This window comes from Sphingomonas jatrophae (assembly GCF_900113315.1).
Classification (GTDB): domain Bacteria; phylum Pseudomonadota; class Alphaproteobacteria; order Sphingomonadales; family Sphingomonadaceae; genus Sphingomonas_P; species Sphingomonas_P jatrophae.
Window position 1 is genome coordinate 1,465,662 of sequence record NZ_FOZG01000001.1, and the last position, 20,752, is coordinate 1,486,413.

Below are 20,752 nucleotides of genomic sequence, written 5' to 3' on the forward strand. Positions count from 1 at the left end.
GTGTCGAGGCCTCTCAGAAACTGAACGTCGCGCGGGCGAGGATGCGGCGCGGCAGCACCGGGCGGCCGACGAAGTAGGCGCCGCCCGTTGTCTGCGAGGCATCCTGGCGGGGTGAGCCCTCGGTGGTGGCGTCGGTGTTGAACAGGTTGAACACATTGACGCCGACGCGCACCGAATTGGCCCCGATCGGCACCTTGTAGCCAGCATCGAGGTTGAACACGTTGAAGCTCTCGAGCTTGATCGCGTTGTTGGCGGCCGTGTAATTGTTGCCGGTATAGTTGGTGAAGAACGACGCATCGAGCGCGCCGTCGTCATAATAGAGGCCGGCATTGTACAGGATGTTCGGCTGCCGCTCCAGCTCGTTGCCGATGTTCGCCGGAGTCGTGTCGAACTCGGTATATTTGTGATCCTGCAGCGTCACATTGCCCTCGAAGCGCAGGGCACGGGTGATGCGGGCGCTGAGCGTCGCCTCAAGGCCGTAGGACCGCGTGGCGACGATGTTGACGACTTCCTGCAGCCCGCCTCCCGGCGCGTTGATGAACAGCACCTGCCGGCGATTGGACAATTCGGTGTAGAGGCCGGCCAGCGTCGCGGTGATCGGACCGCTGCCATATTTCACGCCGACCTCGGCCTGCTTGATCACCTCCTCCTTGTAGGAGGCGGGCTGGCCCAGCGCATTGAACGTGACCGAGCGGATTTCCGGGAAGAAAAAGCCGCGCGAAGCATTGGCGTAGATGTTGAACGTGTCGGAGACCTTGTAGAGCGCGCCCGCGGCGATCGCCCAGGCGGTGGCATCCACGTTGGCGGTCAGGAACGTGTCATTGCCCCATTGCACGTCGCGGATCGGCGTCGCGAGGTTGGGCGTGGTCGTATCCGTCACGAAGGTGGCGGTACGCTCACGGCGAATTTCGCCCTTGAAGCGCTCGATACGGCCACCGAGGTCGAAGTTGAAGCGCCCCGCTTCCATCTGGTCGGCGAAGTAAGCGGCATAGCGTTCCGCCGAGTGGCGGTTGTTGACGTAGGTATTGCCCGCATTGCTGAGGCCGCCCGCCGAGACGACGGTGACGGCGCCCGTGGTCGGGTTGCGCACGCTGAGGTTCACCAGCCGCGGCTGGTTGTTGAACTCGGCGAGGATCGTCGTCGTGACATTCTCGTCGCGTGCCCAGGCGTCGGCATAGAAGCCACCCAGCGTGAAGGTATGCTCGACCGCGCCGGTGGTCAGATCCTTGGTGACGTTCAGCTCGGCGGTGAAATCATGCGCCGGGCGGTTGCGATCGGTGAAGCGGTTGGCGAACAGCAGATAGTTGCCCGGCACCGCGGATCCGTCGTCGGCATAGGTGAAGGTGGCGTTGGCCAGCGTGCCCAGATTGCGATTGGTGAGGAAACCCTGCAGCGTCTCCGGCACGTTGACGATGCCGTCCCCGTCCGACCACAGGCCGAACTTGTGCTTGTATTCCGAGTATTTGGCGCGGCCGTTGATGCCCCAGTCGCCTCCGAGATCCTTGTCGAACGCCAGCGCCACCTGGCCGCCGCGCGTGCGGACGCCATCGGTGATGTCGGTCTGGAAGCGGCCGTCCGGCGTATTGTAGCCGATGCCCGCGACATCCGGCGTCATCACCTGCTTGACCTTGTTGCCGTCATTGCCGGCGATCCGGCTGCGGCTCCGGCCATCGAGCGGCACGGGCAGGTAGAATTGCACCTGATCGTCGATCCACTGGCCGTAGAGCGTGACCGAGCCGCTATTGTCCGGGAACTTGTACTTCAGGTTGCCGCGGATCTGATAGCCCTTGGTGTCCAGCCCGGTGCGGATCGGACCCTCGTCGTAGCGATAGTAGCCGGACAGCGCGTAATAGAGGTTGCCGCCGAGCGGACCGCTGATCGCCGCATCGCCGCGGTAGCGATCGCGCTGGCCGGCTTCGAGCTGGACGGTGCCGTGCGTTTCCTCGCCGCCTGTCTTGGTCATGTAGTTGATCAGGCCCGCGACGGAGCCGGGACCGAACAGGTTGGACACGCCGCCGCGCACGAACTCCAGCCGCTCCAGCCCGAGATCGTTGCGGAAATAGACGTCGAAGGCGGACGAGTTGAGGCCGAAGGTGGAGAAGACCGGGATGCCGTCATACATGAGCGGCGTGAACTGATACTGCCCGCCCGACGGCAGGCCGCGAATGAACACGTTGGTGGCAACTTCGCCGCCGCCCGCATCCGCCTTGATCGTCGGGATGGTGTTGAGAATGTCGGCCTGGCTGCTGACGCCGGTCTTGGCCAGACGCCCCTCGTCCACCGAGGTGACTGCCAGCGGCGTGTCCAGCGCGATACGGGCGCGGCTGGTGCCGGTGACGATGATGTCCGCTTCGCTCGGCTGCTCGACGGCGGGCGCGGCGGCACCGCCCGGCGGCGTCGGCTCGGGCGGGGCGACGCCGGCCTGCTGTGCAGCGGCGGGTGCAGCAATCGCGGTCAGCGCAGCGGCGGCGAGCAGCGTGGCACGGCGGCTGCGGAACAACACGAAACGGTTCATCTATCCCCTCCCATCGTTGGGCGGGTTTGAGCCACCGCCCCTGTCGTGGTGACCCACGCATCTGCCTTAAGCGTGAGCGGGGGGCCGCATGGGCGGTAGAGGGTTTTGGCGCAACGATCTGTTGCTCGTTTCGCAACAGCGGCCTAGCGCTGCCTTGTACGGCAAAGGTGGGACATGCTCGATCTCGGTGACCTGATGGTCTTCTCCAAGGTGGTCGAGACGGAGAGCCTGACCAAGGCAGGCCAGATCCTCGGCCTGCCCAAATCCACCGTCAGCCGCCGCGTCTCACGCCTGGAGGAGCATCTCGGCGTGCAGCTGCTGCACCGCTCCACCCGCGCGGTCACGGTGACGCAGGATGGCGCGCTGTTCTTCGAATATTGCCTGCGTTCGATCGGCGTGCTGCGCGACGGCGAGCGCGCATTGCAGAACCAGAGCCGTACGCCGCAGGGCGTGGTGAAGATCGCCATCCCCTATGTTTTGGGACAAAGCCTGATCGCGCCGCTGCTGGCGGACTACCTGCAAAACTATCCCGATGTCCGGCTCGTCTCCGTCCTGTCCGACGATGCGGTGGGGCTGCTGCGATCCGGCTTCGATGTGGCATTGGCCGTGGGGCCGTTCGCCGATTCCGGGCTGATCGCGGTCAAGCTGGGGACGACCGAGTGCGGTGCTTTCGCCTCGCCCGGCTATCTCGAACGCAAAGGCGCGCCGCAGAGCCATGTCGAACTGCCGCGGTTCGACCTCCTCGCCACGGGCACCGTCGACCGGCGCCAGCGCTGGAGCCTCCACAAGGGCGATGCGCAGGTGACGGTGGAATTCCTGCCGCGGCTGGTGTGCAACGATCTGCTGCTGCTGCGCCAGGCAGTGATGGCGGAACTCGGCATCGCCAGCCTGCCCGCCTTTCTGTGCAAGCACGATCTGGCTGAGGGCCGCCTGATCGAAGTGCTGCCGGGCTGGCAGGCGGCTGACATGAGCTTCTTCGCCTTGTTCGCCGATCCAAAGGGAGTGCCGGTCCGCGTGCGCTCACTGATCGACCATCTGGTCGAGCATCTGCGCCCGACCCTTTCTTGGGACATCGGCTGACCTGTTGCGCTGAGCGGAACAGTCTGTTCCGTCGAATGGCCCTTGGCGGCCGCACGCCCGCGCTTCAGCTTCAAAGCGAAACAGCCGGCAACAAGCCCGGCCAGGGAGGATCGCATCGAACAGTCCGCTTCAGACGAAGCCGCATCGGATCTGCGCGCGCTGTTCGACGAAGCGGTGCGCGCCGTCTCGGCCGAGGCGGCGATGCCGCGGACGATGCCGGTGCCGTCACATGGCCGCTCGGTGGTGATCGCGGTCGGCAAGGCGGCGGCGGCGATGATGCAGGTGGCGCAGGCGCGCACGCCCAAGGGCCACGCCATCGAGGGTCTCGTCGTCACGCGGCACGGCCACTTGCCGGAAACGCCCCCCGAGAATGTCGAGCTGATCGAGGCAGGACACCCCTACCCCGACGACAACAGCATCCGAGCCGCGCACCGCGCGCTCGAGATCGCGCACGGCCTGTCCGCGGGGGACCGGTTGCTGGTGCTGCTGTCAGGCGGCGGCTCCGCGCTGCTCGCCGCGCCTGCGCCGGGGCTGGACCTTGCCGACAAGCAGGCGATCACGCGGGCGCTGCTGCAATCGGGCGCGACGATCGAGGAGATCAACTGCGTCCGCAAGCACCTGTCCGCGATCAAGGGCGGGCGGCTGGCGGTGGCGGCCGGTGCCGCAGCGGTGACGACGTGGATCATCTCGGACATTCCCGGCGACGATCCGTCCTTCGTCTCCTCCGGGCCGACCGTGGCGGATCATACTGACCTTGCCTCCGCACGCGAGATCCTGGCGAAATACCGCATCGATCCGCCCGCCTCGGTCGCGCGCGCTCTGGCGGATCCGGCGAACGAGACGCCGCCCGCCGACAGCCTCGGCCTTGCCGGCGGGGAGACGGTGGTGATCGCCCGCGCCCGCGATGCGCTGGCAGCGGCGGGGCAGCATGCCGCCTCCCTCGGCTATCATGTCACAAATCTGGGCGACAACATCCAGGCGGAGGCGCGCCATCTCGGTGCCGGCCACGCAGCGCTCGCCCGCCGGCTGGCCAAGGACGGCAAGCCGCGCGCGATCATCTCGGGCGGCGAGGCGACGGTGACCGTCGTCAACAAGGCCGGGCGCGGCGGGCGCAATCTCGAATATCTGCTCAGCCTCGCCATTGCGCTGGACGGTGCGCCGGGGATTTCCGCACTCGCCTGCGATACGGACGGGATCGACGGCACCGAGGATGCGGCCGGCGCCATCGTCACGCCCTCCACCCTCGCCCGCGCCGCGGCGGCGGGGCTCGATCCGGCGGCCCATCTAGCCCGCAACGACGCCTATCTGTTCTTCCAGGCGCTGGGCGATCTGGTGATCACCGGGCCGACGCTGACCAACGTGAATGATTTCCGCGCGATCCTGATCCGCGCCGAGCCGGGAGAGCGATGATGGACGGACGGACCGCGCCACGGGATCGCTACCCCTGGCTGCTGATCGGGCTGCTGTGGATCGTGTCCTTCCTCAACGCGGCGGACAGGTCCGTCATCGTGGCGGTGATGCCGTCCATCCGCGATGAATTCGGCCTCTCCCCGACGCAGCTCGCGCTGGTGCCGGCGGTCTTCTTCTGGGTCTATGCCGTCGCCGCCCTGTTCACCGGCCGGCTGGGGGACAGCGCGCGGCGGACGCGCGTGGTGATCTACGGCCTCGTCTTCTGGAGCCTGGCCACGGGCCTCGTGCCGCTGTCGACCGGCTTCGTCATGCTGCTCGCCACGCGCGCGATCGTCGCCGCAGGTGAGTCGACCTATTATCCCACGGCCACCGCGCTGATCGGTGACTGGCATCGCACCGCCACGCGCAGCCGTGCGCTCTCCATCCACCAGACCGCAGTGTTTGCCGGATCGGGCCTGGGCGCACTGATGGCCGGCGCCATCGCCGATCACCTCGGCTGGCGCGCCCCCTTCCTGATCTTCGCAGCACTTGGCGTCATATGGGCGGTGGCGCTGATCAGGCTGCTGCGGGACGCGCCGATCCGCCATACCGCGGCAGAGGCAGGCCGGACGCAGGAGCCCTACGGCATCGTTCTCGGCATCAAGCCCGCCATCATGCTGTTCGCCGTGTTCTTCCTGGCCAACGGCGTTGCCAATGGCGTGACGGTGTGGGCGCCGACCTTCGTTCACGACATGCTGGGCGAAAGCCTTGCCGGCTCCGCTTTGTACGGCTCGGCCAGCATCAACATCGCCGGCTTCTTTGCCGTGCCCTTGGGCGGGCTGCTGGCGGACTGGCTGGCCAAGCAGACGCCGATCGGCCGCTTCTACACGCTCGCCATCGGCCTTGCCGTCGCCGCCTTGCTGCTGCTGCCGATGGCGTGGGCGACATCCGGCGCGCAGGTCGGGCTGGTGCTGATCGGAACCACGCTCGGCAAGGGCCTGTTCGACGGCTGCATCTATGCCGCGATGCAGGACGTGGTGCCGCCGCATGCCCGCTCCACCGCGGTCGGCATGATGACGACGTGCGGCTTTCTCGGCGCGGGCCTCGCCCCCCTCTTCATCGCGCAAGCGGCGGGCGCGCTGGGCATGGCGGGGGCGCTGGCGTCGCTCGCCGCGCTCTATGCGCTCGCGGTGCTGCTGCTCTTGGCGACGCGGGGGATGACGGCACGGGCGGTCGCTGCCAATGCGGAGGTGACGGCGTGACCGGATCGGCTCTCATCCTGACCGCGCCGCGGACGCTGGCGTTCGACCCAATCCCCGATGCGCCGCTCGCTGCCGGGGAGGTGCGCATCCGCACGCTCTTCTCAGGGATCAGCGCGGGCACCGAGCTGACCCAATATCGTGCCACCAGCCCGTTCATGTCACGCCGCTGGGACGAGACGCGCCGCCTGTTCGCGCCCGCCGATGCGCCGAGCTGGGACTGGCCGGTGCGCAACCTCGGCTATGAGGAAGTCGGCGAGATCGTCGAGCTTGGCGGCGCGATCGACGGGCTGAGCGTCGGCCAGCATGTCTACGGCACGTGGAACCACCGCACGCACCATGTCGCCACCGCCGATTATGCGCGCGAGCGGCTGATGCCCGCAGGCGCCGATCCGCGGACCGGCATCTTCAGCCATATCGGCGCAGTGGCGCTGAACGGGGTGCATGACGCGCAGATCCGCATCGGCGATATCGTGGCGGTGTTTGGGCTCGGCGTGCCAGGCCAGATCGTCGCGCAGGCGGCACGCGCTTCCGGCGCGCGGGTGATCGCGGTCGATCCCGATGCGGGTCGGCGCGCGGTGGCGCAGCAGTTGGGCGCGCACGAGGCGATCCCGGCGGAAGGTGCCGCCGAGGCGATCAAGACGCTGACGGGCGGGCGCGGCGCGGATGTCTGCATCGAGGTGTCGGGCGCGGCGCCGGCTCTGTCCGAGGCGATCCGGGCGGTGGCCTATTCGGCGCGCGTGGTCGCGATGGGTTTCTTCCAGGGCGAGATTGCGGGTCTGCGGCTGGGAGAGGAATTCCATCACAATCGCGTGCAGCTGATCTGCTCGCAGATTTCGGGCGTCGCGCCGGAGGCGAGCTATCGCTGGACCAAGCCGCGGCTGTGGCGCGCCGCCATCGAGCTGCAACAGGCGGGCACGCTGAACCTCCTGCCGCTTATCAGTCACCGCGCGCCTTTCGCCGAAGCGCCAGCCCTGTTCGCCCGGCTCGATGCCGGCGAGCCGGGCCTGTTGCAGGCGATGCTGGAGTTCGACGCATGAGCCTGCGCGTGGCCCTGCTCGGCTGCGGCGGCATCGCCGCGCGGCACGCCGCCGCCGCGAAGGCGGTCGGTCTCGATCTGGTCGCCGGCTGCGGGCGCGACATGGGCCGAACGGAGGCTTTCACCGCCGAGCATGGCGGCGAGCCGTTCATCGATCTCGATCGCATGATCGACGCCACGGCCCCCGACCTGATCATTGCCACCCTGCCCCCGTTCAACCGCCACGGCGAGATCGAGCATGTCGCGTCACGCGGCATCCACCTGCTCGTCGAAAAGCCGATCGCGCTCGACATGGCGGCGGGCGAGCGGATGGTGGCAGCGGCCGAGGCGGCAGGCGTCGTCGCCGCGGTCGGCTTCATGTACCGGTTCGGCGATGCGATCCGCGCGTGGCGAGCCGCCGACACCGGCCCCGCCGGGCTCTATGCCGGCGCCTACCACTGCAATGCGCTGCACGCATCGTGGTGGCGCGAGGAGGCGAAATCCGGCGGGCAGATGCTGGAGCAGGTGATCCACCAGATTGACCTGATCCGGCACCTGATGGGCGAGCCGGACAGCGTTTATGCGCGCCGTGCCAACCTCTTCCACGGCAGCACGCCCGGCTATGACGTGGAGGATGTCTCCGCCATCCTGTTCGGCTGGGATGACGGCCGTCTCGCCACGCTGAACGCCTCCAACATCGCGACGCCCGGCGTGTGGCACAAGGAATGGCAAGTCTATGCCGAACGCATGACCGGGCGCTTCGCCAGCTGGAACGAGGCGGTGATCACGCCGGTCAGCGATCCCGCCGCAGCGATCACGATCGCCGGCGACACCAACCCGTTCGAGGCGCAACTCGCCGACATCGCCGCGGCGATCCGCGACAGGCGCCAGCCACATGTGCCGCTGCGTGAAGGCGCGGCGAGCCTGAAGCTGGCGCTGGCCGCCCGCACTTCGGCGGATGCGCGACAGGAGGTCCGGCTTGCACGCTGACTTCGCACGCCGCGGCATCAAACTGGGCGTCCCCGAGCCGCTGATCGACGGAGCGGTGCCGCCACATGGCCCGCTCGAGATCGGCCCGGCCGCGATGGTCTGGCCGCTCGACTCCGGTGGCACCGTGCGGATGACGGTTGCCGAGGATGGCGACATGCTGCGCATCGACGTGACGCTGATGGGCAACGCGCCGCCGCCCTTGTCGCTCGGCCTCCGCTTTGCAGAAGTTCGCGGTGCCGAGCGCTATCTGCGCAACGGCTATCAAAGCTGGGACGGCAGCTATTTCGTCGCACCCGGCACGCCCGCGGGCGACGGGCCGCCCGCCAAGGCCCCGACGCTCGGCTTCGCCGCGACCGCGCTGCTGCCAGCAGGGCGCGAAGCCGCGCTGGTGCTCGGCTTCGAGCGGCACGACCGGTTCCAGACGCGGTTCGGTTTCGGCGGCGATGCGGCCGCGATGCAGCTGGACGTCGAGACCCTGCTCGACCGTACGGGCGCGATGCAGGCTGAAACGCTGTTGCTGTTCGACGGCGAGGGCGTGGAGGCGCAGCTGCGCCGCTGGTCCGCGCTGGTCGCCGCCGCATCGCCGCTGCCGCCGCGCTTGCCCGAGCGGCGGCTGACGGGCTGGTGTTCCTGGTACAATCTCTACGCCGCGATCGACGAAGGCTCGATCCGCGAGCATCTCGCCGCGGCACGCGACTTCCGCGATCGGCACGCCGTCCCGCTCGACATCTTCCAGATTGATGACGGCTTCACCCCTGAAATGGGCGACTGGCTGGACGTGAAGCCGCAATTCGCCGGCGGCATGGCGCCGCTGCTGGCGGAGGTGGCGGCGGCCGGCTTCGTGCCGGGGCTGTGGTTCGCGCCGTTCCTCGTCGGCAATCGCAGTCGCCTGTTCACCGACCATACCGACTGGCTGGTGCAGGACATCGCAACCGGCGGCCCGCTGGTCGCCATGCGGTTCTACGGCGAGTTTCGCTGGCACAAGCGATCCGAGGAATATCACGTTCTCGACGTCACCCACCCGGAGGCCGCCGCCTATATTTCAGGCGTCGTGCGCACCTGGGTGCACGAATGGGGTGCGCGCTACCTGAAGGCAGACTTTCTGCTCCACGGCGCCGAATATGGGCCCGAGCGCGCGCGCTGGCACCAGCCCGGCCTGTCGCGGATCGCCATCTGGCGCCGGATGATGACGCTGATCCGCGAGGCGGCGGGCGAGGACGTGCTCATCTCCGGCTGCGGCAGCCCGCTCTGGGCGTCTGTCGGCCTGGTCGATGCGGTGCGCATCGGGCGCGATATCGGCGTCAGCTGGCATGGTGAATATTCGGCCGAGAGCCTGCTGCGCGACCTTCAGAGCCGCAACCATGCGAACGGGACGTTGTGGCAGGCGGATCCCGACTGCGTGCTGCTGCGCGATCGCTTCCACGAGCTGACCGACGCCGAGGTGGACGCACTCGCCCACTTCGCGGCGGGCGCGGGCGGCGTGCTGATGACCAGCGACCGGCTGGACGAGCTGCCACCCACCCGCGCGCAGCTCTTCGCGGACCTGCTGCGTCAGCAAACACCGGGGTGGAGCTTCCCGCGTCTCGGTCACGACGACACGGTGATCGAGCAGGTTTCGCGCGAGTCCGCACCGCGGCGGTGGTTGTTCAACCTTGGCGACAAGCCGGTTGCGGTGGACGGCGTGGCACTCGCTCCGCACGCCATGGCAGCCACGCCGCGCTAGCGACAGGTCGAGGCGCGGGAGGGGGCCGCGCCTCGCTCCTTTCAGTCCGGCAGGCTCAGATCTGCGCCAGCCCGCCGTCGACGAACAGCTCGCTGCCCGTCATGTAGCTGCTGTCGTCCGAGGCAAGGAACGCCGCCGCGCCCGCCGTCTCGCTGGGATTGCCGAGCCGCCCGAGCGGCGTGCTGGCACCCAGTTCCTCGAACGCCTCTGCGCCGACGACATCCAGCGCAAGGTCAGTCCGCGTCGGCCCGGGTGACAGCACGTTCACGCGGATCCCTGTGCCGCGCAGATCCTGCGCCCAGCTGCGCGCGAGGTTCCGCACCGCCGCCTTGGTCGCGCTGTAGACGCTAAATTGCGGCGTTCCCATCTCGCCCGTGGTCGAGCCGGTCAGGATGATCGATCCGCCTGCCTTCATCAGCGGCAGCGCCTTCTGCACGGTGAAGATCACGCCCTTCACGTTGATGTCGAACGTCTGCTCGTACTGCTCCGGCGTGATCGCGCCGAGCGGCGCGAACGAGCCGGTGCCCGCATTGGCCAGCACGATGTCCACGCCGCCGCGCTCCGCCCTCACCGTCTCGTACAGCCGATCGAGATCGGCGAGATCGCTGACCGAGCCGCGGACCGCGCGGGCATTGTCGCCGAGCGTCTGCAGCGCCGTGTCCAAGAGCTCCTGCCGCCGGCCGAAGATGTAGACGAACGCGCCTTCATCGATGAAGCGCTTCGCCGAGGCGAGCCCGATGCCGCTGCCGCCGCCTGTCACCACCGCCGTCTTGCCTGCCAGTCTGTCCATGTCGCGTCTCCGTGGTCCTGAGGAGCCGCGTAGCTGGCGCGCCACTCACCTATGGACAAGTATGCACCTTTTGGTAAGTACCCCCATGGCTGACATTTCCCCCGCCCCCGCCTTCACCTGCGGTCTTGATGCGACGCTGCGTGTCATCGCCGGCAAGTGGAAGCCGCTGATCGTCTATTTCCTGGCGCAGTCCCCGAACCGTTATGGCGAGCTGAAGCGCGCCGTCCGCGGTGTCAGCGACAAGATGCTGATCCAGCAGCTGAAGGAGCTGGAGGCGGATGGCCTCGTCAGCCGCACCGATTACCGGGAGGTGCCGCCCAGGGTCGATTATGCGCTCACCCCGCTCGGTCGCAGCCTGTCTGAGGCCCTGGCGCCGCTCTGCGCCTGGGGATCCGACAATATGGAGGAGGTCAGCCGCGTCTTTGCCGAACGCGAGACGTGGACGCGCAAGTCCGCCTCAAGCTAAACCGATTGTTTCGAAAGGTTGCCAGCGCGGACGCGGCCTCTATCATCCAGAGCCGTCGGTTGTTCGAGATCTGGAAGCGAGAAACGATGACCCTTTGCCGCCGCGATGTGGGACTCCTGCTGCTCGGTGCCGGCGCGGCGGGGCTGCTGCCGGGTGGCGCGCGCGCCGCCGCGGGCAACCGGGTGGTCTGCGTCTCCAAGCAGATCAACGAATTCATCTTCGATATCGGCGCGCAATCGCATCTTGTCGCGCGTGATCTGACCTCGATCCAGCCGCCGCAGATCCGGCGGCTGCCCTCCGTCGGCTATCATCGCGCGCTGAGCGCGGAAGGCATCATCTCGATGCGGCCAAGCGTGCTGCTGACCGACGGCAATGTCGGGCCGGAGCCGGTGCTGGCGCAGGTGCGCTCGGTCGGCGTTCCGATCGAAACGATGGAGCCGGGCACTACGCCCGAAAGCGCGCAGGCGCTGATGCTGCGCCTCGGCCGCTATTTCGGACGGGACGCCGCGGCGCGCACGGTCGTCACCCGGTGGCGCGGCGAGATGGCGCGTGCCCTGGCCGACATGCGCCGCTTTGCCGGCAAGCCCCGCCCACGCGTGCTGGTGATCCACTTCGGCCAGCTCAACAACAGCTATCTCGGCCTGTCGCGCGGCGGCCCGGCGGATGCGATCGTTGCCTGGGCGGGCGGCGTCAACGCGGTCGGACAGGTCGGCGGCATGGCGCGGCTCACGCCCGAGATCATCGCCGCCGCCGCCCCGGACATCATCATCGCGACCGATGTCGGCTATGACCGCTATGGCAGTGCGGAGCGGTTCCGCAGCCTGCCGGGCATCGCGCTGACCCCCGCGGGCAAGTCGCTCGCCATCCATCGCATCTTCGAGAGCGAGATCATGTATTTCACGCCCCGCACGCCTGCGGCGCTCCGCAAGGTGGCGGGCTGGCTGCACCCGGCGCGCTGAGCGCCGTGCGCGGCTTGGCCTGGAGTCGGGTCCAGCTGCTGCTGGCGGCGGCGCTGCTGCTGGCGGTGCTGGCGGCGCTCTGCACCGGTGCCTTCTTCTTCCCGCCGGCGCAGGTGCTGCGTTTTGCCGGACAGTCGCTGGGCCTTGTCGCCGAAGGGGAGGACACGTTCGAGCGCAACGTGTTCCTAATGCTGCGCCTGCCCCGTGTGCTGCTGTGCGGGCTGACCGGCGCGACGCTCGGCCTGTCGGGCGCCCTGATGCAGGGCCTGTTCCGCAATCCCATCGTCGAGCCGGGCCTGGCCGGCACGTCGAGCGGTGCGGCGCTGGGCGCGTCGATCGTGCTGGTCTTCGGGGGCGAGGCGACCGCGATCACCGCTCCGCTCGGCGCCGCAGCGGTGCCGGCAATGGCGTTCGCCGGCGGGCTGGCCGCAACCATGCTGGTCTATCGGATCGCTTCGGTGTTCGGCAAAACGGACGTGCTGGCGCTGCTGCTGGCGGGCATTGCGGTCAACGCCGCGTGCAATGCCGGCACGGGCTTCCTCTCCTACATCGCGCGCGATCCGCAGGCGCGCAGCATCACCTTCTGGAATCTCGGCACCTTCACCACCGCCAACTGGCCCGGGACAGCCCTGGTTGCCGCGATCTTCCTGCCCTGCCTCCTGATCGTGCTGCGACAGGGCAAGGCGCTCAACGCGCTGATGCTGGGAGAAGATGACGCGGCGTATCTCGGGCTCGATCCCGATCGGCTGGTGTTCCGGCTGCTGGTGCTGAACACGCTGATCGTGTCGGTGGCGACGGCGATGGTCGGCGTGATCGCCTTCGTCGGGCTGATCGTGCCGCACATGGTGCGGCTGCTGCGATCGTCCGATCATCGTTTCCTGCTGCCGGCTTCCGCCCTCATCGGCGCGACGCTGATGGAGCTGGTCGATGTGCTCGCGCGGCTGGTCATCCGGCCGGCCGAACTGCCCGTCGGCATCATCACCGCGCTGATCGGTGCGCCCTTGTTCCTCTACATCCTGCTGCTTCACCGCCGGCGGCTCGCGGGCTGAGCGGATGGCGGGCGCAGCTCTCACCGTCGAACAGATCGACTATGCCGTCCGCGGCAAGGCGTTGCTGCGCGGCGTGTCGCTCGACCTGCTGGCCGGCAAGGTCAACGTCATCCTCGGGCCGAACGGTGCCGGCAAGTCGACGCTGCTGAAGATCGTCAGCGGGCGGCTCAAGCCGACAGGGGGACGCGTCCTCTATGATGGGGAGGATGTCGGGCAGATCGATGCCGCCACGCTCGCCCGCCGTCGTGCATTCCTGTCGCAGCATGTCGAGATCGATGCCGCGGTGAGTGTCGGGACGGTCGCCATGATGGGCCGCTATCCCCATTTCGCACGCACGCCCGGACATCGCGATCGCGACATCGTGGAGGGTGCGCTGGCGCTGGTCGGGATCGCGCACCTGCGGGATCGCCTCTACCCGACGCTCTCCGGGGGCGAGCAGCAGCGGGTGCAGCTCGCCCGCGTGCTGGCGCAGATCTGGGCCGATGAGAGTGCGCCGGTCCGGCGGACGCTGCTCCTCGACGAGCCGCTGGCGGGGCTCGACATCCAGCACCAGCTGCAACTGCTCGACGTGCTGGCCAGCCTGACGGCGGAAGGCTGCACCATCCTGATGACGGTGCACGATCTCAATCTGGCGATCGAGCGAGGCGATCGCCTCGTCTTCCTGCGCGACGGCATGGTGGCCGACACGCTCGATCGCCCGGCGACGCCGGACGATGCGCTGATCCGCCGCGTCTTCGATGTCGGTGCGACGATGCTGACCGGAGCGGATGGGCAAGCCGCGCTTCGTTTCCACAGATGAAGCAGGATGGCGTTTTTGCACCATCACACCCGATGATCGTGGTCCGGACCGCCTAAACCAAGCTCAACGGCTTGTGGAAGATTGGTAACAAAGCATTGCTGGTTTCCGCTAGCTTGCCTCGTGAATGGAGGGCCGCGCCGGTCAGCGCTCTCCGACGAACAAGCTACTTGGGGGCTGATATGAAGAGGTTGAGCAAGCTGGCGTGCGCCGCCATGCCGTTCGTGGTGGCCGCGGCACCGGCCGCCGCGCAGGAGACGGGTGGCAGCACCGTCGTCATCACCGGCATCACCACGGCGCCTGCCACACTCGCGCCGCTGGTCGGCAAGACGGGCACGCCGCTTGCCGACCTGCCGCGCAGCGTCCAGCTCGTCCCGCGCGAGCTGATCGACCAGCAGGGCGGCGTGCTGCTGCGCGATGCGCTGCGCAACGTCAGCGGCCTGGCGGAGGGCGGCAACTACGCCTTCGGCTTCTACGATCGCTTCACCGCGCGCGGGCTGAACCTGTCCTTCCTGACCGATGGCCTGCCCGACACGACGTCGGATCTCGGCGGCTACATCCATTCGCTGAATGGGGTGGAGCGGGTGGAGGTGCTGAAGGGCCCCGGCTCCGCCTTGTTCGGTGCGGCGCAGCCCGGCGGCTCAATCAACCTCGTCCGCTATCGTCCGGGCGACACGCTGTCGGGCGCGATCAGCACGCAATATGGCTCGTTCGACACGACCACCACCAATGCGTCGATCAATGTGCCGCTCTCCTCGACGGTGTCGGCCAGGGTCGATGGCGAGTTCCTCGACAGTGATGGCTATCGCGGCCTGCACAACCAGACGGCCGAGGTCTACGGCAGCCTCGGCTTCCGGCCGGCCGGGCACGACATCCTGCTGCGGCTAGAATATCACGATCTTGAGGCGACGCCCGACGCGATCGGCCTGCCCTTCTCACCCCCGGCCGGCAGCGGCCTGCCTGCGGCCGTGGACAAGGAGAACCGCTATTACACGCCGTTCGCCTTCGCCGACCAGCGGATCAAGCGCGCCTTCCTGAGCGACGCGTGGGCCGTGAACGACAGCCTCGTCGTCAACCTGCGCACCGCTTACACCGACCGGGATGTCGATCTCGCGCGCAACGCCGGCGGCCGCCTGACGGCGATCGGCACCAGCTTCGGACTGACCGGCCGGCAGCTGCGTGCGCAGACCGACGAGATCCACGATTTCGTCGTGCAGGCGGAGCCGACATGGCAGTTCGACGCGGGCTCGATGCCGGTCAGGCTGCTGGTCGGCGGCGAGCTGCGCCGCATCGACGCGACGACGCGCCGCGCCACGGCCGACCTGCCGAACATCACCAACATCTTCGCGCCGGTGACGCCCGAGACCACGCTCGGCTCGCTCACCTTCCTGTGCAATGCGACGCACAGCTGCAACGACGCCAAGCTGGAAGCACGCTTCTACGGTGTTTACGGCATCGGCCAGATCGGCCTGACCGACCGGCTGAAGCTGCGCCTCTCGGCCCGGCAGGACTGGTTCAAGACGTCGGCCGAGGGCCGCTCCGCCATTCCGCGCAATCCCGGCTCCGAGCATGTCTGCTCGCCCCCGCAGGCGACGACCTGCGCGTTCGTCCCCGGCGATCCGGTGGTGCGCAAGGACGATCGCTTCTCATGGGACGTCGGCGTGGTCTACCAGCTGGCCGACGCTTTCTCGCTGTTCGGCGGCTATTCCAGTTCCAACTACCCGATCTTTAACACCGAGGAGCCGCAGAGCGTCGGCCAGGTGCCGGAGAAGGGCACGCAAGTGGAAGCCGGCGTGCGCGTGACACCGGGCGACTGGCTGGCCTTCTCGTCCGCCGTCTATCGCACGACGCGCAAGAACGTCTTCACCATCCTCGCCGTGCCGGACCCTGCCGGCACCGGCAATCTCAGCACCGCGCAGGTCTATTCCTATCGCACCAAGGGCTGGGAGAACGACCTGACGCTGCGGCCCCTGCCCGCCTGGACGCTGACCGGCAATTTCACGCTGCAGGATCCCGAGTTGACCGATTACCCGCAGACCCCAGCGCTCGTCGGCAATCGCGTGCCAAGCGTGCCGAAGCGCATCGCGAATGTCTGGACGACCTATGCCATCGCGCTGCCGGGGGATGGCGACCGTATCGAGCTTTCCGGTGGCGCGCGCTATCGCAGCGCCTACTGGGGTGACGCCGCGCAGACGCGCAAACTGCCGGGTGCGACGCAGGTGGATGCCGCCGCGGCGCTGATCGTCGATCGCTTCACCGTGCGCGCGGGCGTGCAGAACATCTTCGACAAGACCAACTACCGCTACGCCGCGGGTGTCGGCAGCGGCGCGGTGCCAGGCCCGGGACGCACCTTCTTCGTCAGCGCGGCAGTCCGGGCTTTCTGATCGGCAGGCGCCTGGCTAGCAGGTCAGGCGCCGCTGACGACGAGGTGGCGGGGCAGCGCGAGAATTGCGGTGGTGCCGTGATCCGCCGCCAGCCGGAACGAGCCTCCCTGCCCCCGCGCCAGCATCGTCGCGATCCGCAGCCCGAGGCTCTCGCTGTCCTCCAGGCGAAACCCGCTGCTCAGACCGTGGCCGTCATCCTGCACCCTGACCTCGAGGTCACCGCCGGCGACGAGCCCGAAGGTGACGGCGATCCGGCCTGCCCGCCCATGCGCCAGCCCGTGTTCGAGCGCGTTGGCCATTGCCTCGGCAACGATGAGCGCAGTCGGCACGGCGGCATCAGGCTGGAGGCGGAGCTGCTCGTCCCCGGCCACGTCCAGCACGACATCGCTGCGGCCGCTCGCCTGCAGCACATCGCGGCAGAGTTGCTCGAGAAAGGTCAGCAGCGGCTGTGCCGCGCCGGACGGGTCGTAGAGTTGCCGGCTGATGCTGCCGATCAGGGCCAGCCGGCCGCCGGCTTCGTCCAGCGCGGCCCTGGCGTCCTTGTCGCTGCTCAGCTGCCGCTTCTGCATGGTCAGCAGGCTGGCAGCCACCTGAAGGTTGTTCGACACGCGGTGCTGCAGCTCGCGGAAGAGAAGCTCGCGCGTGTCGGCCAGCGAGCGATTGACCTCCCGCTCGCGCGCCAGCTGGCGGTTGGCGCTCTGCATCCAGTGCACCAGCGCCAGATCCGTCACCACGACGAAGACATAGAAGGCGAGCGCGAACCCCGCGCCGCGCGTCAGGCTGAACCCTCGCGCGGGTGGGATGAAGTAATACCAGGCGAGCATGCCGCAGATCACCGCCGCCGCGCTGCCCAGGCGCACGCCGAACAGGAAGGAGGTGATGATCACCGCAGGGAAGAAGGTGACGTAGGGAAAGCCCGGCGGCAGCAGCGGATCGGCCAGCGCGCGGAGCATCCAGGCGATGGTGACGATCGCCAGCATCACCACGACGCCGAAGACGGGGCGATCGCGGGCGAGCGGCAGTTGCTCGATCCAGCGCGACGACCTTGCAGGTCCTGAAGGGTCCGTCGCGGCCTTGATCATGTCCGCCGCATTATGGGCTTGCAGCGCTGCCGTCACGCACGATCCGCGGGGGCAGCTTGCGCCCGCCTCTGGAGCTTCGTACCGCATCGGCATGATTGCGCAGATCGAGCCGTTCCACGCCATCGCGATCAGCCGTATCGCCCACCGCCTCGCCGTCGAGGGCAGGTCGATCATCCACATGGAATTCGGCCAGCCGTCGACCGGGGCGCCCCAATCCGCCATCGCCGCCGCGCACCGCGTACTGGATGCGGACGGCATGGGCTACTGGGAAAGCCCCAAGCTGAAGGAGCGCATCGCCCGGCTCTATGACGAGCGCTACGGCGTGGCGATCGATCCCGAGCAGATCATCCTGACCTGCGGTGCCTCACCCGCCTTCGTGCTGGCCCTATCCTGCCTGTTCGAGCCTGGCGCGCGGGTGGCGTTCGCGCGGCCCGGTTACGTTTCCTACCGCAACACGCTCAAGGCGCTCTACCTCGAACCCGTGGAGATTGGCTGCGGCGCGGCCGAGCGCTACCAGATCACCGCCGCTGCCATAGCAGCGCTCGATCCGGCACCGGAGGGCCTGATCCTGGCGAGCCCGGCCAACCCGACGGGCACGATCATCGCGGCGGACGAACTCACCGCCATTGCCGACGTCTGCCGGGCGCGCGGCATCCGCATCATCTCGGACGAGATCTATCACGGCCTCAGCTATGTCGATCCGGCACGGTGCGTGCTGCAGGACATGGATGACGCGCTGATCGTCAACAGCTTCTCGAAATATTTCAGTATGGCCGGCTGGCGCCTTGGCTGGCTGGTCGTGCCGCCCGACCTGATCGACGTCGCACGCGCCCGCATGGGGAACCTGTTCCTGACGCCCCCGTCGCTGGCGCAACATGCCGGCCTGATCGCGATGGATTGCGGCGACGAGCTGGAAGGCCATGTCGCGACCTATGCGCGCAATCGCGACGCGCTGCTGCGTGCGCTCCCCACTCTGGGCTTGAGCGAGATCGCGCCGCCGGATGGGGCCTTCTACGTCTATGCCGATATCGGCCACCTGACCGACGACAGCCTCGCCTTTTGCGAGCGACTGCTGCGCGACACGGGTGTCGCGACCGCGCCCGGGATCGATTTCGATCCGGTCGACGGGCATCGCTTCATCCGCTTCTCCTTCGCCGTCTCGACGGCGCTGGTCACCGAGGCGATTGCGCGCATGACGCCGTGGTTCGAGGCGCAGGGCCGAGCGTCCAAACGAGCTGAGAGCGTTGCTTGAGAGTGGATCAGCCGGCGAAGCGAGGCTCCGGCAGCCCGGTGATGCCGAGGCCGCGCACCGCGAAGAGGTGACCGTCCAGCGGCGTATCCGGCACCGGCGTGGCGAGCTTCATGGTCGTGACGAACAGGATGTCGAGATCCGGCCCGCCGAACATCAGGCTGGTCGGTTTGGGCACGGGTAGCGCAACGACGCGGTCCAGGCTGCCGTCCGGCGCGAACCGGCGCAGCTCGCCGCGGCCCGTATAAGCGCCGTTGAAGGCGGTCCAGAGATAGCCCTCGCTGTCGACCGTGCTGCCGTCCGGCGTTTCGCCCGGTGCCGCCTGCACGAACAGGCGCCGCCCGCCGGGCGTGCCCGTCGCCTCGTCCCACGCATAAGCGAAGATCGTGCCGGTGCCGCTATCGACGAAGTGGAAAGTGCTGCGGTCAAGGCTCCAGCACGGCCCGTTCGACACGCAGAAACCTGCATCCAGCTCTTGGACGGTCAGATCCGGATCAAGCCGGTAGAGCGTGCCGCGGGGCTGCCGCCGCTCGGGCACCTCGTGCACAGCGACCATGTCGAGGCTGCCAACGATGAACCGGCCTTGCGCATCGACCTTGCCGTCGTTCAGCCGCACGCCGTCCGCGCCGCCGCTCGGATCGGCGATCGGCTCCAGCGCGCCGGTTGCGAAATCGAACAGGTGCAGGCCGCTGGCGAGGGCAAGAACGGCGCCGCCGCCGACCCGGAGCGCGAGCGATCCGATCTCGGACGGCAGGTGCCACGTCCGCACATCCGATCCATCCGCCGCACAGCGCCAGATCTCGCCCCTCAGGCTGTCGACCCAGTAGAGCCGCTGCTCGGCAACATCCCACAACGGTCCTTCGCCGAGCCTGTTTTCACATGCGACGCAGACGCTGATGTCGGTCATCCACCGCTCCCGTCGTTCAGCGCGCTTGCTCAGGCTCCGCGATCAGCATGTCGGGCGCCACCGCGCGCACCATCCGTGCCATGCCGTCGCGCCAGTCGACCTTGGTCTCGCCGATCAGCTCATGCATGCGCGTCGTATCGATGGGCAGACCGCCGAAGGCGCTCGTATCCTCGCGGAAGGTGGGCGTGAGGCCGGTCAGTTCGCCCAGATAGGCGGACCATTCCTCGATGCTCACCGCCTGCGATCCGCCGAAATTGACCGTCACCGGCGCGCCGCCCGCGGCTCCCAGCAGCCAGGGGATCTTGTCGACATAATCGTCGACATGGAGCGGATTATAGGCGTTCGGCGCCTGCGGATGGACCGAGATCGCCTGACCATGCTTCATCTGCATCAGGTGCATCACCGGCCAGCCGCCCATGTCGCCGTAAGGCACGCTCAGCCGCGCGATCACCAGCGGCACGCCGAAGCTGGTCGCGGCGAAGCGCGCCACGCTCTCCGTCGCGATCTTGGCGATCGAATAGGTCGGCATCATCGATCGGTGATTGTCGCCAAGCGGGTCCGTTTCGGCGCGCGCCTTGCCGCCCTCGAAGGCGTAGACGCCCGTCGTCGAGATGTGGAGGAACGCCTTGGCCGAGCGGCAATGTGCGATGAGGTGGCCGACGCCCTCGGCATTCTCCCGCAGGTCGCTCGTCCAGTCTCCGCTCTTCGCGACGGCCGCGTTGACGACATAGTCCACCGCGGGGATCGCGAACAGCGATGCCGGGTCGGACAGGTCAATGCGGACCGGATGAGCGCCCAAGCCGGCTATATCGTCATGATCCGCCTGCTTGCGGTAACGCGCCGCGGCGAACACCTCGGCGTGCTTCGCCAATGCCTGGACAAGGGGGCGCGCGAACATGCCGGTGGCGCCCGTGATCAGGATCCGGCTGCCTTCAACCTCTGCCCGCTTCATGTCTCTCTCCTTGTCCGCTCTTGTTTCCGGCGGCGGACGCTGAGCACCTTGTGTGCAATCGGCCGCCACGGCGCAAGCACCGGCTCATGCCGCTCCGTTGCGATTGTCGCACGTCTGTGCTGCGCTGCCCCGGACAAGGCCGCA

General features: G+C 68.1%; 17 protein-coding genes. 12 read left to right on the forward strand and 5 right to left on the reverse strand.

The window, feature by feature from the left end; all coding sequences use genetic code 11:
• Positions 1 to 13 precede the first annotated feature (13 nt).
• Positions 14 to 2,515, reverse strand: coding sequence for a TonB-dependent receptor (locus BM360_RS06980; RefSeq protein WP_093312773.1), 2,502 nt, complete (start codon positions 2,513 to 2,515; stop codon positions 14 to 16).
• 174 nt (positions 2,516 to 2,689) lie between these two features.
• On the opposite strand from BM360_RS06980, the gene BM360_RS06985 reads away from it, so the two are divergent.
• The 6 genes from BM360_RS06985 to BM360_RS07010 are packed head-to-tail and all read left to right on the forward strand — an operon-like array spanning position 2,690 to position 9,974.
• The gene (locus BM360_RS06985) at positions 2,690 to 3,595 is read left to right on the forward strand and encodes a LysR family transcriptional regulator (protein ID WP_093312776.1); all 906 of its coding nucleotides are present in this window, start codon (positions 2,690 to 2,692) and stop codon (positions 3,593 to 3,595) included.
• 42 nt (positions 3,596 to 3,637) lie between these two features.
• Positions 3,638 to 5,005, forward strand: coding sequence for a glycerate kinase type-2 family protein (locus BM360_RS06990; RefSeq protein WP_242653347.1), 1,368 nt, complete (start codon positions 3,638 to 3,640; stop codon positions 5,003 to 5,005).
• Positions 5,005 to 6,246, forward strand: a complete 1,242-nt coding sequence (locus tag BM360_RS06995; RefSeq protein WP_165611221.1) for an MFS transporter — start codon at positions 5,005 to 5,007, stop codon at positions 6,244 to 6,246. The genes BM360_RS06990 and BM360_RS06995 overlap by 1 nt, the downstream gene beginning before the upstream one ends.
• Positions 6,243 to 7,283, forward strand: a complete 1,041-nt coding sequence (locus tag BM360_RS07000; protein ID WP_093312780.1) for a zinc-binding dehydrogenase — start codon at positions 6,243 to 6,245, stop codon at positions 7,281 to 7,283. Before BM360_RS06995 ends, BM360_RS07000 begins: the two co-directional genes overlap by 4 nt.
• The gene (locus BM360_RS07005) at positions 7,280 to 8,251 is read left to right on the forward strand and encodes a Gfo/Idh/MocA family protein (protein WP_093312782.1); all 972 of its coding nucleotides are present in this window, start codon (positions 7,280 to 7,282) and stop codon (positions 8,249 to 8,251) included. Before BM360_RS07000 ends, BM360_RS07005 begins: the two co-directional genes overlap by 4 nt.
• Complete coding sequence (locus BM360_RS07010; RefSeq protein WP_165611222.1) at positions 8,241 to 9,974, forward strand: glycoside hydrolase family 36 protein; 1,734 nt, start codon at positions 8,241 to 8,243, stop codon at positions 9,972 to 9,974. Before BM360_RS07005 ends, BM360_RS07010 begins: the two co-directional genes overlap by 11 nt.
• Positions 9,975 to 10,029: 55 nt before the next feature.
• Here BM360_RS07010 and BM360_RS07015 read toward each other — a convergent pair whose 3' ends face one another.
• Positions 10,030 to 10,764, reverse strand: coding sequence for an SDR family NAD(P)-dependent oxidoreductase (locus BM360_RS07015; protein WP_093312787.1), 735 nt, complete (start codon positions 10,762 to 10,764; stop codon positions 10,030 to 10,032).
• An 85-nt stretch (positions 10,765 to 10,849) separates the two neighbouring features.
• On the opposite strand from BM360_RS07015, the gene BM360_RS07020 reads away from it, so the two are divergent.
• From BM360_RS07020 to BM360_RS07040, 5 genes are all read left to right on the forward strand, one after another.
• On the forward strand, positions 10,850 to 11,230 hold the full coding sequence (locus BM360_RS07020; RefSeq protein ID WP_093312789.1) for a winged helix-turn-helix transcriptional regulator: 381 nt from the start codon (positions 10,850 to 10,852) through the stop codon (positions 11,228 to 11,230).
• Positions 11,231 to 11,316: 86 nt separating this feature from the next.
• Positions 11,317 to 12,189, forward strand: a complete 873-nt coding sequence (locus BM360_RS07025; protein WP_131819208.1) for a heme/hemin ABC transporter substrate-binding protein — start codon at positions 11,317 to 11,319, stop codon at positions 12,187 to 12,189.
• A 14-nt stretch (positions 12,190 to 12,203) separates the two neighbouring features.
• Entirely contained in the window at positions 12,204 to 13,238 is a 1,035-nt protein-coding gene (locus BM360_RS07030) for a FecCD family ABC transporter permease (protein WP_207544537.1), read from the forward strand.
• Between the two features lie 4 nt (positions 13,239 to 13,242).
• Positions 13,243 to 14,037: an ATP-binding cassette domain-containing protein gene (locus BM360_RS07035; RefSeq protein WP_093312795.1), complete on the forward strand. Its 795-nt coding sequence runs from the start codon at positions 13,243 to 13,245 to the stop codon at positions 14,035 to 14,037.
• A gap of 179 nt (positions 14,038 to 14,216) precedes the next feature.
• The gene (locus tag BM360_RS07040; RefSeq protein WP_093312797.1) at positions 14,217 to 16,418 is read left to right on the forward strand and encodes a TonB-dependent receptor; all 2,202 of its coding nucleotides are present in this window, start codon (positions 14,217 to 14,219) and stop codon (positions 16,416 to 16,418) included.
• 23 nt (positions 16,419 to 16,441) lie between these two features.
• On the opposite strand, the gene BM360_RS07045 is transcribed toward BM360_RS07040, so the two are convergent.
• On the reverse strand, positions 16,442 to 17,500 hold the full coding sequence (locus BM360_RS07045) for a sensor histidine kinase (RefSeq protein WP_093313850.1): 1,059 nt from the start codon (positions 17,498 to 17,500) through the stop codon (positions 16,442 to 16,444).
• A 91-nt stretch (positions 17,501 to 17,591) separates the two neighbouring features.
• On the opposite strand from BM360_RS07045, the gene BM360_RS07050 reads away from it, so the two are divergent.
• The gene (locus BM360_RS07050; RefSeq protein WP_093312799.1) at positions 17,592 to 18,752 is read left to right on the forward strand and encodes an aminotransferase class I/II-fold pyridoxal phosphate-dependent enzyme; all 1,161 of its coding nucleotides are present in this window, start codon (positions 17,592 to 17,594) and stop codon (positions 18,750 to 18,752) included.
• Between the two features lie 7 nt (positions 18,753 to 18,759).
• Here the strand turns inward: BM360_RS07050 and BM360_RS07055 are convergent, their stop codons facing one another.
• Complete coding sequence (locus tag BM360_RS07055; protein WP_093312801.1) at positions 18,760 to 19,656, reverse strand: SMP-30/gluconolactonase/LRE family protein; 897 nt, start codon at positions 19,654 to 19,656, stop codon at positions 18,760 to 18,762.
• 16 nt (positions 19,657 to 19,672) lie between these two features.
• Positions 19,673 to 20,608 (reverse strand): NAD-dependent epimerase/dehydratase family protein, encoded by a 936-nt coding sequence (locus tag BM360_RS07060; protein ID WP_093312803.1) that lies wholly within the window; start codon positions 20,606 to 20,608, stop codon positions 19,673 to 19,675.
• Between the last annotated feature and the right edge of the window lie 144 nt (positions 20,609 to 20,752).

Bases quoted from the DNA above. Each gene is read 5' to 3' on its own strand.
- BM360_RS06980 (WP_093312773.1), bottom strand. From the start codon at position 2,515: ATGAACCGTTTCGTGTTGTTCCGCAGCCGCCGTGCCACGCTGCTCGCC.
- BM360_RS06985 (WP_093312776.1), top strand. From the start codon at position 2,690: ATGCTCGATCTCGGTGACCTGATGGTCTTCTCCAAGGTGGTCGAGACG.
- BM360_RS06995 (WP_165611221.1), top strand. From the start codon at position 5,005: ATGGACGGACGGACCGCGCCACGGGATCGCTACCCCTGGCTGCTGATC.
- BM360_RS07005 (WP_093312782.1), top strand. From the start codon at position 7,280: ATGAGCCTGCGCGTGGCCCTGCTCGGCTGCGGCGGCATCGCCGCGCGG.
- BM360_RS07015 (WP_093312787.1), bottom strand. From the start codon at position 10,764: ATGGACAGACTGGCAGGCAAGACGGCGGTGGTGACAGGCGGCGGCAGC.
- BM360_RS07020 (WP_093312789.1), top strand. From the start codon at position 10,850: ATGGCTGACATTTCCCCCGCCCCCGCCTTCACCTGCGGTCTTGATGCG.
- BM360_RS07025 (WP_131819208.1), top strand. From the start codon at position 11,317: ATGACCCTTTGCCGCCGCGATGTGGGACTCCTGCTGCTCGGTGCCGGC.
- BM360_RS07035 (WP_093312795.1), top strand. From the start codon at position 13,243: ATGGCGGGCGCAGCTCTCACCGTCGAACAGATCGACTATGCCGTCCGC.
- BM360_RS07040 (WP_093312797.1), top strand. From the start codon at position 14,217: ATGAAGAGGTTGAGCAAGCTGGCGTGCGCCGCCATGCCGTTCGTGGTG.
- BM360_RS07045 (WP_093313850.1), bottom strand. From the start codon at position 17,500: ATGATCAAGGCCGCGACGGACCCTTCAGGACCTGCAAGGTCGTCGCGC.
- BM360_RS07050 (WP_093312799.1), top strand. From the start codon at position 17,592: ATGATTGCGCAGATCGAGCCGTTCCACGCCATCGCGATCAGCCGTATC.
- BM360_RS07055 (WP_093312801.1), bottom strand. From the start codon at position 19,656: ATGACCGACATCAGCGTCTGCGTCGCATGTGAAAACAGGCTCGGCGAA.
- BM360_RS07060 (WP_093312803.1), bottom strand. From the start codon at position 20,608: ATGAAGCGGGCAGAGGTTGAAGGCAGCCGGATCCTGATCACGGGCGCC.